We start from the raw sequence: 13951 nt of genomic DNA on the forward strand, positions 1-13951 counted from the left end.
TGCCAGCTCATAGCCGAAATTGCAGAATAGCTCCCCTATCCGTCAGCTTGTCCGTTCAAGCGTTTCAACGATGTGCTGCGCCAGCATATGTCCCGTCTCGGAGATTGCTGAACCTTCGATCAATGCGATCTCCGTGTCCGGCAACACCGGCAACCCTGCTTCGCCCGTCACAGTTGCGAGAGGCTCCGGAACCATTTCGCGCGGCAGCACTGTAATCCCAAGCCCTGCGCGGACCGCTGCCTGGCTCCCCGCCAGGCTGGTTGACGTGTAGGCTATGCGCCAAGGGCGTCCGATGGCGTCAAGGGCATCGGTCGCGCGCTTGCGATAGACACAAGGTGCCGGCGACATAACGAGCGGTACAGTATCGACACTGTCGGCTGCGCTTTGATCTCTGGCTACCCAGACCAGAGGCTCACGCCACACGCGCATGCCCTCCAGCGCAGCTGCCGGTTCCCGTTTCACCAAAACAAGATCGAAGGCCCCGGTATGGAACCGCTCAAGGAGGTTGAGCGTCAAATCGCATGTCACCTCCAATTCTACCAGCGGGTGGGCCTCGGTAAAAAGAGCGAGTATTTCGGGCAGATGAACCGTGGCAAAATCCTCGGGCACGCCAAGGCGTACCACGCCTCGAATATCGGGCTCCAGCAACTCAGCAACGGCCTTGTCATTAAGGTGGACGAGTTTGCGCGCGGTCCCCATTAGCTTGTGTCCGTCAGGTGTGAGGCGGACGCCGCGCGCATTTCGTTCCAAAAGGACGCGATTGAGGTGGTCTTCGAGTCGCTTCAATTGAAGACTGATCGTCGATTGGGTGCGCCCAAGCCGATCACCCGCACGCGTGAAACTGCCCGTTTCTGCGATCGTCAGAAATGCTCGCAGCAGATCAATGTCGAGATTTCGCAACGTCATAGCCCAATCCACCTCACGACCATTCGATTTCTCAATTCATGAGATTTCACAAACTCATTTCATAAATGCAGGCTGGTTTGTCAACGCGGTTCCAAAGGAGATCGCAATGGGAACTATGCTATCAAAACCGCGTGAGGAATTTGCCGTGCCCCTAATGGGGTGGGCATTTATCTGCCTTTTGGTGCTGGCCATTGAGCTGAGGTTCGAACCGATGGCTTTGCACTGGGACATATTGTCAGTCGCCATGTCAGGCCTGACCTTCTTTGTGGCAGCTTGCGTGTTTGGGTTTGCGCGGCGACACATGCGTCTCCACAAGCGGCGAACACGTTTCTTTGCGAGCATGGTGACGACGTTCACTGCGGCGATCATCTTTCTGCTGACAGATAATATCTTTGTCCTAGCGTCCACTTGGGTAGCCAGCGGCTTGATGCTTGCAGGCATGATCGGCCATGTAGATACATGGCCCGAAGCCCAGCAAGTGGCTCGTAAGGCCCGTAAAACCTTCCTCGCGACCGATTGGCTTTTTGTATGCGGCCTGACGATGGCCGCACTGCGCCTGAAAACATTGGCCATCTCCGAGATTGTCGCACGGGCTGGTGAACTCCCCACGCCGATGTTGGCTGGCTTGGTGGCCACTGTAGTAATTGCGGCGCTCGCACGTTGCGCGGTGCCCCCCTTTTCGGGATGGCTGCTTGCGTCTGTTACCGCCCCCACGCCCGTCTCTGCCATGATGCACGCGGGCCTGGTCAACGCTGGCGGTTTCCTGCTCATCCGCATGGCTCCGGTGATCGAACTGCTACCGGCAGCGCGACTTGCGATGGTTCTGCTGGGCCTTTTTGGCGCAATCGCAGGCGCGGCTATCATGATCGTTCGGCCCGACGTAAAGCGGGGGCTGGCAGCTTCCACAGTGTCGCAAATGGGTTTTATGGTCATGACCTGTGGCCTGGGCGCCTATGCCGCAGCGCTATGGCATATCCTTGCCCATGGCTTGTTCAAGGCTTGGCTATTCCTGGGCGCGGGCCAGGTCGTTCGTCGCCAGCCCCTGAAGGCCGCCGAAGGGCTGGGCTTTAAGACGGCGTTCGCGATCGGGGCAACCACCATTGGCCTTACCTTGGTCGATATTGTATCGCCGCTCGACAAGACGAGCCTGATTTCAACCGCGCTGACGCTCATTGCCGCAATGATCGCGATGTTGTCCGCCATCGGCGACAACTCTGGCCGTCAGCGCTGGGTCATGGCGGCCTTGATATCGGTTCTTGTGGTCATTCACTCAACCGGTCTTGGCTTTGTGAGCCGCCTGCTCCCGTCAGCCCAATCGCCACTGCCGATGACCCTGCAAATGTTTGTCGCGGCAATTTTCTTAGGGAGCCTGGTCGTCCAGAACCGACTTTTCGCCCGCCGGTGGCAAATGCCTCGCTGGATCTATGTCCGGCTGCTGAGTGCCGGAGCTATGACCCGCTGACACCTGAAAATCGCTGACTTTCCCTCTACCAGAAGGAATAGAACCATGACGCTCGAATTTGCCCATCCCTCATGTGCTCTGGCTCCAGATTATGCGGAAACCGCAAAGCTGGTCGGTCTGGCGTCCAAGGCCGTCGCTCCCCTCTGGCCGCTGGAAAGCCCGATTGCGGTCAACCCGTTGTCCGGCTTTGAGGACTTGCCCTTCTTCGACGCGGTTGAAGCGGCCTCCGACATCTTCAAGGCGCGCAGTTGCTTGCCCGTTTCGCTGTGGCGTCGGCTCACCGATAATGGCAAAGTCGATCGCGCAATATTGGCTGAGGTCGCAGTCGAACGCCTCGGGGGTCTGAATCTGGCCTTCGAAGCAGTGCTCCCAAACATCAACGCGCATGATATCCTCATGGCCCGTCTGTTGCACCTACCTTCGGACGACACGGAACCCAAGCCACTGGCTTCCCCGAGCCGGGCTGAATTGTTCGTTGCGAAATGGTGCGCGGCCTTTCTGGATCAGGGGCTATCCGCCCTGGAGATGCCGGGAAGAGAAAAAGGCCTGTATAGGGCGACTCTCGACCTGGTTGTCCATGATCCGGAATTCATCGCGCTGACCGGGAAACGGGCAATGGAAGTCCATCGCAAGGCACCTATGGACCCTGTCACGGCCATTGCCCAACGGCTCGCGTCCTTTGGTGACAATCCACTGGCGAAATTGGCGCTTTTGCGAGAGTTGATGGGCAGACTGCCAGGATGGGCAGGCCATATTCGCTGGCGCAGCGAATATGCAGATCGGGCCTATAGTGTCGGGGCACCGGCGACCATCACGGACTATCTTGCCCTGTGGATGTTGGTGCTCGATTTCGACACCGCTATGCCCGTCGCCGATAGTCTGCCCATACAAGAGTATGAAGGGCTCGCATCCCATTTCGCCATACCGGTTAGGGCGTTCCTCTCTTTGAACGGCGCTGCGAAAACACGGTTGGATTATATTCTCAGCATCAACGGTCACCAACTGTCGATGATGTTTATGGAAACTGCGGAGCGTGGATTTCAGGCGAAAATCGTACAGGATTTGCGCAATGCGGAGCGTGGGCCAAAGGTGACGCCTACGCGGCACGATGCGCAGTTCATTTTCTGCATCGACGTGCGTTCCGAACCACTGCGCCGCGCGATTGAGCAGCAAGGCAGTTACGACACCTATGGCTATGCTGGCTTTTTCGGCCTGCCGATCGCGATGCGTGCGCCGACCGACCGTATAGCGCGCAGGCAACTGCCTGTGCTGCTGGAGCCGCAGCATGAAGTTGCCCAGGTCGTTGATCCAAATGGCCTTAACAGTGACAGCTCTCTACTGGCAAGTCACGCTAGGCAGTCATCTGCGTCGAGGCTCCTCAATGCTGCCAAGCGGACCATGGCAACCAGCTTTGCTGCGGCCGAAGGCACCGGTCCCATTGCTGGAGCGATGATGCTGTTACGCAACCTTGCCCCTGGGATCGCCCGACAACTCACCGGTCCGGATGATGCCGGTCTGTCAGCGCAGCTGAGCCCATGCCTTTCAGATTCTCATGCCCATGGTCTGGGTCTGGAGGAAAAGGCGAGTTATGCCACAGGCCTCTTCAAGTTGACGGGCCTTTTGCCGGAAAACCTGGCCCCGCTTGTCCTGCTGGTCGGCCATGGTGCGACCTCAACCAATAATCCCTTCGGCGGTGCGCTCGAATGCGGGGCATGTGGCGGTAGGGCCGGTGGTCCCAATGCACGGGTCATGGCCACAATCCTGAACGATCCCGATGTGCGTGCGCGTCTGGCAGAGCAGAATATGACCATTCCTTGCGACACGCGGTTCGTAGCGGGCCAGCACGACACCACCACTGATAATGTCATGTTGTTCGATTGCGAGCAGATTCCCGAAAGCCATCGCGACGCTTTGGGGAAAATTGCCTGGGATTTGTCTTATGCGAGCGCAATAGCGCGCGAAGAACGTGGCCGGAAGCTCAACCGCTCCGCCGCTGACCTAGTGGTGGGCGCATTGCACTGGGGAGAAGTTCGGCCCGAATGGGGGCTTTCTGGCAATGCGGCCTTTATCGCGGGACCGCGGAGCCTGACACAGGAGATCGACCTCGATGGCCGAGTTTTTCTTCATAGCTATGACTGGCGCACCGACAGCGATGGCGGTGCTTTGAAGACAATATTGACCGCTCCGATGGTTGTCGCGCAATGGATTAACTGCCAATATCTATTCTCGACGATCGACAACAATGTCTACGGCGCGGGGGATAAAACAGTGCATAATGTGCTCGGCGGCTTTGGAGTCGTGCGAGGCAATGGCGGCGACCTGTGCGTCGGCCTGCCCCGTCAGTCATTATTTTGTGACGATGGTACGCCTCACCATGTCCCTCAGCGCCTCCTCACCATTGTACAGGCCCCACTTGACCGGGTGGATGCCATAATATTGGAGGACCCATTGCTCGGTCGTCTGTTCGGGAATGGTTGGGTCAAGCTGGTCGTGATCGACCCTACTAATGGCCGCGTGTCGCGCTGGACTGCAGGCGATGAACTAATCAGATTTTCGGACGCGCCTGGTGGTTGGGCAGAGCCCCGAACCATAGTTTGAAAAACTACCTTGAAAAATTCTGTTTGATATGAGGAGTTACTGAATGGCCGCCCATCCCCATGGACGGATTGATTGGCGCGCATTCATGGGATGGGCGCGCGCCACCCTGGCACCCGACCGTGCCTTCATGACCCTGGTATTGATCTACGGCGCAGCCATAGGCCTACTTTCGCTGGCGACGCCCATTTCTGTGCAAATGTTAATCAATTCGGTTGCGAACACGGCCCTTCCGGCCCCACTTTTCACGCTCGCTGCCGTCCTGCTGTGCCTGTTGCTGCTATGGGCTTTGCTGGGTGCATTACGTACCTATGTGATGGAGATTTTCCGTCGCCGCTTCTTTGCCCGGCTTGTCGCGGAGATCACCCTGCAGGCCGTTCACGCTCAAGATCCATTCTTTCAGGACGACCGCCGCGGCGACCTGTTCAATCGCTTTTTCGAGGTGATGAATATCCAGAAGGCCATCCCGTCGTTGTTGGTCGGGGGGTTCTCAATCTTCTTCCAGGCAGCGGTCGGATTTATCGTTACATCCTTTTACCATCCGATTTTTCTGGGCTTCAACCTGCTCTTCATTGCCTGCGTCTGGCTGATCTGGAAAGGCTGGGCCGGCAAAGCCATGGAAACGGCAGTGGCGCTCAGCCATCGCAAATACGAGGCGGCCCACTGGCTGGAAAGTGTCGGTGCTTCTAACGGATTCTACAAATCCAGTCGGCATCTCGACTATGCCATGGATGTCTCTGAACAGCGAACTGCTGCATATGTCAGTGCCCATCAAAAGCATTTTCGCGCGACTTTCCCTCAAAGCGTGGCATTACTACTGCTCTATGCTGTCGCCAGCGCCGCCTTGCTCGCGCTGGGTGGTTGGCTGGTCATTCAAGGCCAGTTGTCCATCGGTCAACTTGTCGCGGCTGAGTTGATTCTTTCAAGCATATTCTATGGAGCAGCACAGCTAGGTCCATATCTCGATGGATTCTATGACCTTGTGGCAGCGGTCGAGGAACTTGCGTTGTTCGGGACCATCAATCAGGAAGACGCACCATTGGCTGGCGGCGCTGGCGTGAGGCCGCGCGATGGCGCGCTTGCGTTACGATCTGTGCGACTGGAAGTTGGCGGCGAACGTGGCAATTTCAATCTGACGATCCCGGCAGGGCTCCATATCGTGGCAGACTGCGACACGGGTGCCGACAGGCTGTTCAGCCGACTTCTCAAACGTCACTACCGCCCCGCCGAAGGATTGATTACTTTGGGCGGCGCAGACATTGGTGCGCTGGATATCTTCCAGTTGCGCAGTGACGTCATCGTGCTTGACCGACCCAGTATTGTGGAAAGCTCGATCCGTGACTATCTGCGTCTGGCTGCGCCACAGGCAACGTCAGAGCGCACTCTCGACGTGTTGGATGCCGTTGGCCTTGGCAGTCGCATAAGCACTTTACCCGGTGGAATGGACTGCGTGCTGTCTTCGACTGGCTGGCCGTTGACGCTTGCGGACACGATGCGTCTCAAGCTGGTCGGTGCAATTCTGGCAGAGCCTCGTATCCTCGTTCTGTCGGGCCTTTTCGATATGCTGCCAGCACATGAGTTGCGACCAGCGCTACGAATGCTCGATGATTTCGCTACGACAATCATATGCTTCACTAGCAGGTCCGAAAATCTCGCCTTCGATCACTGGCTCTGGTTGGGCCACGACAAACAACTGCTGACGCGCGATGCCTTGGAATTTCAGGCCGTCCGCACTGCTGCGCGAGGACGCTGACATGCCATTCCGCACCGACCATATTTCGCATTTCAAAACTCTTGCCAGCATAGCGGTTCCACGGCCCGCGCGCGCACTGGCATGGATATTGCTGTTGGGCATGGCAGGGTCCATAGCGTTCCTGTTGCTCGTTCCGTGGGTGCAAACATCGACCGGCACTGGGACAGTCATCGCGCTCGATCCGCGCGATCGGGTTCAAAATGTGACCGCCCTGGTGCCTGGCCGCGTCGAACAATGGTTCGTCACGGACGGATCGCGCGTCAGAAAGGGTGACCCGATAGCCCGCATTTCCGATAATGATCCAGGTTTGATTTCACGTCTGCGCGCCGAACGCGCCCAAGCCGACGCAGAGATTGCAGCGACACGGCGAGCCATGGGTGTTGCTCAGCGTGATGTCGGCCGCATGGGGCAGCTTTATAGCGAAGGCCTGTCGCCACGCCGCGACCTGGAACTCGCCCAGATCAAGGTTGAAGATTATGGCGCGAAAGTTGCTAAGGGTCTCGCTGATCGCAACCGGCTCGACATCGATATCAGTCGGCAATCCGTGCAAATCGTGCGCGCTCCGCGTAATGGCCGCATATTGCGTATCCTCGGCGGCGACACGGCTACGATGGTGAAGGAGGGGGAAATCCTCGCGACCTTCGCACCGGAGGAGGCTGTTCGGGTTGTCGAACTCTATGTCGATGGGCGCGATGTTCCGCTCATCTATCCCGGACGCCCCGTCAGACTGGAATTTGAAGGATGGCCCGCCATCCAGTTCAGTGGATGGCCTTCTGTGGCAATGGGCATGTTCGACGGGCAGGTCCGCGCGATCGACGTGTCGGCATCGAGTAACGGCCTGTTCCGCATATTGGTCGAACAACGGCGCGGCGGACGGCCGTGGCCCAAGGAACCGTTCGTGCGCCTTGGTGCAAAGGTTCGTGGCTGGGTGATGATGGATACCGTGACATCGGGCTATGAACTCTGGCGACTGCTCAACGACTTTCCGCTGCAATATCCCGCAGGTGCTATCGACGGAACTCTCGGCAAGGCCGCAACGGGGGATGGCAATGCCAAATAGGCTCCATCTCCCCGTCCTGTCCGCTGTGCTGTTCGCAATTACCGCCATGATTTCACCAGGGAAGGCCCAGGATGTTGCGGCGCTACCCACACTCGCGCCCACCGACGCCGGAGTACTGTCTTTGGACGATGTGTTGGCCACTTCGGCCAAACAATCGCCCCAGATTCTGGAAGCATTGGCTCGTGCACGTTCAGCCGATGGCAGACGTTTGAGCGCGGAGGGCGCGTTCGACACGTTATTTTCGGCCGAGGGTGGGTCGCGCGTCTTGGGCTATTATAACGGCACTTATGCCGACGCCAAAGTCGCGCGCCCTATCGAGAATTGGGGCGGCCAGATATATGGCGGATACCGCGTGTCGAGCGGAAGCTTCCCCATCTATGAGGACAAAAACTACACTAACCAGTTGGGCGAAATCAGGGCTGGCGCGGTTTTCTCGCTTTTGCGGGACCGGATGATCGATGAACGGCGCTTTGGCCGTGTTTCCGCCGACGCCGATCGGGCCGTTGCCGACGCAGAACGGCAGATGGTCGCGATCGGCGTGCAACGCAGGGCATTCGACGCCTATCTAAATTGGGTTGCCGCCGGACAGCGCCTTGGAATTTATCGCCATCTTCTCGATCTGGCGCAGGAGCGGCAGCGAGGCTTGCAGCGATCGTTCGAAGCTGGACTGCGCCCACGCATCATTCTGGTTGAGAACGACCAAACGCTGCTGCGAAGGCAAGCCATGGTCGTCCAGTCAGAGCAGGCGGTCGCCAATGCCGCCAACACTCTATCGCTCTATTGGCGCGATGCTGATGGCAGGCCGCTTATCCCCCGCAAGGAACAAATGCCGGTCAGCTTGCCCGCCCTACCTATGGCCAATGTTCCGCAGGTGGTGACGCGGCCAGACCTCATTGTCGCACAGTTGCGAGAACGACTGGTGCGTGACCGTCTGTCCTTGGACCGGAACGCCTTGCTGCCCCGTCTCGAACTCCAGATGGAAGTGGCGCGGGATATTGGCGATGTTGGCTTGGGCGGAGTGTCACGAAGTGGCAATGACGTTCGTTTTGGACTGCGCTTTTCGGTACCACTGGAACAACGGGCCGCGCGTGGCAAGCTGATGCAGACCCAGGCTGAACTCGACGCAAACCGCCGTCGGACGCAGTGGCTGGACGAACAGATCAGGGCGGAGATAGACGGTATCGGCATCACCCTCAGCGCGGCAGATCGATTGATCGCCTTGTCTGAGGGTGAAAAGCAGCGGGCAGAGGAGATGGCTGCCGCAGAACGGCGGCGTTTTACCATGGGGGCTAGCGACCTGTTCCTCGTGAACTCGCGCGAAGAGGCAGCAGCCAGCGTCTCTCTCACCCTTCTTGATCAGCGATTGCGGCGGATTGCAGCCAATGCTGATCTTGCGGCCTCGTCCGGCAATGCAGCGGCTCTTGGCCTGTGACGTGTCAATGGTCGCTTAGAATGCGTTTTGCTTCCGCTTGAACGCGCGCCGCGATCAAGCGGAAATCGGCGCTATTTGCTGCATTTTGGCGCCATGCAGCCGCGATGGAGCGGGTCACCTGCCAATCGACGGGCGTGACACGACGTATCAACGCCTCGCCCCCGACATCGGACCGCAGATAGAGTTCAGGCAGGACTGCTATGCCAATCCCGGAACCTACCATTTGTTGAATGCTGTCTAGGCTTGTGCCTTCGTAATCTCGTAAAATGACCGCACGAAGGTCGTCACAAATCCCTTCCACCATCCGGTGATAATGGTGCCGAGGATCGAGCGACAGAAATGCTTCACCAGCCAGGTCATGGCGCGTCACGTTCGATTTTTCGGCAAGTGGATGATGGGGTGGGACGACGATATGCATCGGCTCGCGAAACAACGGTTCGATTTCCAGCCCTTCGCCGATCAGAGGCAATGGCCCGATCATCATATCGAGGTTACCCCTCGCAAGCTCGAGGGCTTGCTCCGTCGGAAGCCCTTCACGAATATAGAGTTTGATGTCGGGCTGTTCGGCATGGAGTGAAGCGATCAGCGACGGCATCAGGTAGGGGCCAAGGGTAGGTGTAACTCCGAATCGAATGACGCCGACCATCTTCTCGCGGGATCTTCGAGCAACTGACCGAATTTCCTGAATTTCCACAAGAACCCGTCGCGCCCGTTCCACCACCAATCGACCTAGCGGTGTCATTTGCACCGCCCAGCCTTTTCGTTCGATCAGCGCGGCACCAAGCCGCTTTTCCAGCGCCGAGATCTGTTGGCTCAGCGTCGGTTGAGATACGCCACATTCATCTGCCGCCTTACCAAAGTGCAGCAGGTCGGCGACCGCGACGAGATATTCCAGTTGGCGAACGGATGGCATAGGCAAACGATAGATAACTTCTATCGTTTAATCTATAAAATTTCGATTGGCTCGAAAACTTATGATGAGCCATAAGGGCGTCAACAGCCCAAAGGGCAAGCAAACTGTAGAGACATCGGCAAGATCGTTTCTTCCTCCTCTACAGGTTGCCAACCCCAGCCAGCTACCGCCGCCGCGGCTCCCAACCGGCCTTTATCGCTGGCGGCGGACACTGGCGACGCACGTCGATACCCCCCTCTTCGTGCGTCGCCAGACTATTTCCTCTCCCTGAAAGGGTTACACCATGTCCCTGACTGCTATGTTGTCGGCATTCCTGGTAATCTCGGCGATAACGCCGCAGCAGGCAGATACGGCTTTCGCCGCTTCAAATTTTCATATGTTCGACCTGAAGCATCTCGAAGGTTCGCAAACCGCCCCTTCAACACCGCAAACCGCTGAGATCATAGTGGAGAGCCGGGCGTCCTATAAGCCTGTCCCCTTAGCTACCAGAGACCATGAAACCCTGGCCTATATCGCCCGAGGATCGGCGTCGTCCTGCACCGTGCTCCTCAATATCGCATCCCGCTGCGTTCGCCCCACCCAACTCGTCAGCATCACGGCAGTTGACGGAATTTCTTGGGACGTTCCATGAGCAAGCCGATAGTCACCCGGCGGACCCTGTCCATGTCAACGCGCAATGGCGGCGCGAACGAGGATGCTCCAAATCCGGTATCGGTCAATCCGCCTCCGATGAAGGAACCGGCAATCCGCACTCGCGCGATGCCCAAAGATACCAACTCGGCAGGCGACATTTGGGGCGGATGGCTGCTGGCCCAAATGGACCTGGCGGGCGAGGCGGCCGCCAGAGAAAGGACTAGATGCCGCGTAGTCACCGTCGCCGTCGACGCGATGGAGTTTCTGCGTCCGGTCAAGGTCGGCGACGTCGTGAGCTTCTACGCCGATGTTGTCGAAGAGGGGCGGACCTCCCTGATCGTTGAGGTCCGCGCCATCGCCAACAGCGAGGACAGCGGGATCAAGCATCGGGTAACCGAGGGCCGCTTCACATTTGTGGCTATCGGGCCGGATGGAAGCCCTCAAAAAGTCGATCCGGGCCAACGAAGGTGATGGACGAAAATCACACCGATATTCATCCAATCCAGAAAGCAATATCATGTCGTTCATCGTAACCGGGACCGACACCGACGTCGGCAAAACCGTGGTCGCCGCCGGTTTGGTAGCATCGCTCAGAATGCGATACTGGAAACCTGTACAGTCCGGTCTCGATCCCGATGGCGATGCCGAACGCGTGATGGAATTGGCTGGGATCGACCGATCAAGAATAGTCCCGGAAGTCTATAAATTTCCAGTCCCGGCGTCACCGCATCTGTCAGCCCGTCTTGCGGGTGAAATGATCGATCCAAGCCGCCTCTGCCTCACCCCTGACAAAGCAAAGGGAGTGGTAATCGAAGGGGCGGGCGGGGTCATGGTGCCTCTAAATGAACAGCTTCTATTCATCGACATATTCAAAGACTGGAAATTGCCAGCAATTCTGTGTGCGAGAAATTCCGTAGGAACAATCAACCATACATTGCTGACAATTGATAAGTTGAAGCGATATAATATACCACTGATTGGTGTAATTTATTCAGGATCGCCAGAACATACAGAAAATCAGAGGATAATAGGGCATTATTCCGGAATACCAAATCTAGGAATTTTGCCAATATTAAGTACACTTAATACTGAAAGCCTAATTCAGGCTATGAATGATTATATTGATATTTCACTTATAAATTGTAAAAACTAATAAACATAGATGATATTGTTCGAAAAATTGAAATCGTATTCTATTACGAAAAAATATGATAATTACGATGATAAATACGAGGCAAAAATGTGCCGATATTTAATAAGATTAACAGTTAGAAAGTTATACATAAATATATTTCAATTCAAGATTTATGTGGAACGATTTACGGACTCTAATTTACTAATATCAATCGTTTTTATAGGGATTCCATTCCTTATATACTGCATCGTTACATCATAACAGGCAGCTTATCGATCGAAAGTCTCCTTGCCGGAAAACACATGGATCGTCCCGCCCGATCACGACTTTGCGCTCCCGATCTGGCTGCACGAAAAACCCTGTCGGAATGGTGAGCTACAGACAACCGGCCTAGTGGGGTTTTCCGCTACCCTAAATTAACACCCGCTCCACCTCGTCCAGCGTCACATCATCGTCATCATCGGGCCGCCGATCGTAGAGCTGGGTGGTGCGGATCGAACTGTGGTTCGCCATCGTCGCGGCCGTTTCCAACGTGCCGCCATTTTTCATATAGGCGGTGATCCCGGTCGCGCGGAAACTGTGGTTGCTAATCGCCGTCCCGATCTCGGCGGCCGCCGCGCGCCGGCGCACCATCGCGAAGGCATTGGCCTGGGGCAGGGGGGTGCCGCGCCTTGCTCGTCATAGCTCCACCTTCTCAGGAGTTGGAGCCTCAGACAAACCCGGCGCGGTTCAGGTGGGACACGATCGCGAGCTCAGTTAAAACCTAATGAATACGTTGGTTGCTAAAATGTGATTCACCCGGTCCGGGCCAATCCGAAACACCGTCTGGTTGAGGTAGCCTGGTTCGATCGTGATTCCCTCCGCTACTTGTAGCGGCTCGCAATGATGATCGCCCGGAACTGCAATATAGGGCGGTTTTCGGCTCGCATTGCGTGAGACGGATCGATGCGGGGAACGCACGCTCCGTGAGACAGAAACCACATTCGGTGCGACCGACGCGCAATGCTGATCCGTTGGCTTACGGACGGCAAAAAGCGGTGGTTAGCGCCCGGGCAGCTTTCCGAGCCGGCATGGTCGAATACCGCCGCCCTCCGAGGGTCATAACCGTTCGGTTCTGACACTTGAAACAGCAGCTGCCCTAGCGCGGACTGAGCTATGAAGCACCAGGTCCAAACCGGTTCAGAGGCACCTTGAGAAACGCCGTCCCACACTTGTCCGCATCCGGCAGCCGGCCGCCACGTATGTTCACCTGAAGCGCGGCGAGCATCAGGTCGGGTAGTGGGAGCGATGCGTCGCGTTTCTCGCGGGTCGCGACGAACTCGGCTTCGTCGATGCCATCGTGAACATGGATGTTGTCGCGACGCTGATCGGCGACGGTCGAGCGACCAAGTACGTCCCTGCCATCCTTGCCATAGTCATGCCCAACATAGGTTGCGGTTTCGGGTGGCAGATCGAGGATGGCGCGGATCGAGCACCACAGCGAATGAGCATCACCACCCGGGAAGTCCGCTCGGCTTGTGCCACTATCGGGAACCATCAGCGTATCGTGAACGAACGCGGCGTCACCGACGACATAAGTGATCGAGGCAAGCGTATGGCCCGGCGACAGCATGACATGAGCATCGAGCGTGCCGATCCGGAAACGCTCGCCATCCGCAAACAACCGGTCCCACTGGCTGCCGTCGACGGCGAGATCGGGCAGGCAGTAGATGTCCCGCCACAGCTTTTGCACTTCCACGACCTTGTTGCCGATCGCGGTTTTGCCACTGGTCTTGCCGGCGAGGTACGGAACGGCCGAAAAATGATCGGCGTGTGGGTGGGTGTCGAGCACCCATTCGACGGTCAGCCCCTTCTCGCGCACATAGTCGAGGATAAGATCGGCGTTGCGGGTCGCGGTCGCGCCAGCGCGCGGGTCAAAATCCAGGACTGGATCGATGATCGCGGCCGTCTTCGTAGTGTCGTCGACGACAACATATTGGAAGCTACCAGTGCGTTCGTCATGGAGCGACGCAACGGTCATACCATCGTGCTTATACTCAATCATGTTTTCATCCTTTCGCTC

At 57.2% G+C, this 13951-nt stretch carries 11 protein-coding genes and 1 pseudogene; 8 read left to right on the plus strand and 4 right to left on the minus strand.

Features of this window, described 5'->3' with window-relative positions; translation table 11 throughout:
- Positions 1-42: 42 nt before the first annotated feature.
- A complete protein-coding gene (locus HHL08_RS20425; protein WP_169574850.1) occupies positions 43-906 on the minus strand; it encodes a LysR substrate-binding domain-containing protein in 864 nt (287 codons plus the stop codon).
- On the opposite strand from HHL08_RS20425, the gene HHL08_RS20430 reads away from it, so the two are divergent.
- The 5 genes from HHL08_RS20430 to HHL08_RS20450 all read left to right on the plus strand — a co-directional run bounded on the left by HHL08_RS20430 (position 884) and on the right by HHL08_RS20450 (position 9208).
- Positions 884-2368, plus strand: a complete 1485-nt coding sequence (locus HHL08_RS20430; RefSeq protein ID WP_169574851.1) for a proton-conducting transporter transmembrane domain-containing protein — start codon at positions 884-886, stop codon at positions 2366-2368. The two genes, HHL08_RS20425 and HHL08_RS20430, sit on opposite strands and share 23 nt — an antisense overlap.
- Before the next feature lie 45 nt (positions 2369-2413).
- Positions 2414-4966 carry a DUF2309 domain-containing protein gene (locus HHL08_RS20435; protein WP_169574852.1) on the plus strand — a complete coding sequence of 851 codons (2553 nt, stop codon included), beginning with the start codon at positions 2414-2416 and terminating at the stop codon, positions 4964-4966.
- 43 nt (positions 4967-5009) lie between these two features.
- Positions 5010-6716: an ABC transporter transmembrane domain-containing protein gene (locus tag HHL08_RS20440; protein WP_169574853.1), complete on the plus strand. Its 1707-nt coding sequence runs from the start codon at positions 5010-5012 to the stop codon at positions 6714-6716.
- A 100-nt stretch (positions 6717-6816) separates the two neighbouring features.
- Positions 6817-7776, plus strand: a complete 960-nt coding sequence (locus HHL08_RS20445) for an efflux RND transporter periplasmic adaptor subunit (protein WP_328804710.1) — start codon at positions 6817-6819, stop codon at positions 7774-7776.
- A 25-nt stretch (positions 7777-7801) separates the two neighbouring features.
- On the plus strand, positions 7802-9208 hold the full coding sequence (locus HHL08_RS20450) for a TolC family protein (protein WP_328804711.1): 1407 nt from the start codon (positions 7802-7804) through the stop codon (positions 9206-9208).
- A gap of 4 nt (positions 9209-9212) precedes the next feature.
- On the opposite strand, the gene HHL08_RS20455 is transcribed toward HHL08_RS20450, so the two are convergent.
- Positions 9213-10121 (minus strand): hydrogen peroxide-inducible genes activator, encoded by a 909-nt coding sequence (locus HHL08_RS20455; RefSeq protein WP_119749386.1) that lies wholly within the window; start codon positions 10119-10121, stop codon positions 9213-9215.
- A 283-nt stretch (positions 10122-10404) separates the two neighbouring features.
- Between HHL08_RS20455 and HHL08_RS20460 the strand changes: the two genes are divergently transcribed.
- Genes HHL08_RS20460 through bioD form a run of 3 tightly spaced genes read left to right on the plus strand, consistent with a single transcriptional unit; the run spans position 10405 to position 11907 of the window.
- Entirely contained in the window at positions 10405-10752 is a 348-nt protein-coding gene (locus HHL08_RS20460) for a hypothetical protein (protein ID WP_119749384.1), read from the plus strand.
- A 32-nt stretch (positions 10753-10784) separates the two neighbouring features.
- A complete protein-coding gene (locus HHL08_RS20465; protein ID WP_206378009.1) occupies positions 10785-11225 on the plus strand; it encodes an acyl-CoA thioesterase in 441 nt (146 codons plus the stop codon).
- Positions 11185-11907, plus strand: coding sequence for a dethiobiotin synthase (bioD, locus tag HHL08_RS20470; protein ID WP_328804712.1), 723 nt, complete (start codon positions 11185-11187; stop codon positions 11905-11907). The genes HHL08_RS20465 and bioD overlap by 41 nt, the downstream gene beginning before the upstream one ends.
- A 393-nt stretch (positions 11908-12300) precedes the next feature.
- Here bioD and HHL08_RS20475 read toward each other — a convergent pair.
- Both HHL08_RS20475 and HHL08_RS20480 read right to left on the minus strand, forming a co-directional pair.
- Positions 12301-12552: pseudogene (locus HHL08_RS20475) on the minus strand (tyrosine-type recombinase/integrase); the annotation flags it as partial.
- 490 nt (positions 12553-13042) lie between these two features.
- Positions 13043-13933, minus strand: a complete 891-nt coding sequence (locus HHL08_RS20480) for an MBL fold metallo-hydrolase (protein WP_048939560.1) — start codon at positions 13931-13933, stop codon at positions 13043-13045.
- Positions 13934-13951 lie beyond the last annotated feature (18 nt).

It is taken from the genome of Sphingobium psychrophilum, assembly GCF_012927105.1.
In the GTDB taxonomy this organism is placed as follows: domain Bacteria; phylum Pseudomonadota; class Alphaproteobacteria; order Sphingomonadales; family Sphingomonadaceae; genus Sphingobium; species Sphingobium psychrophilum.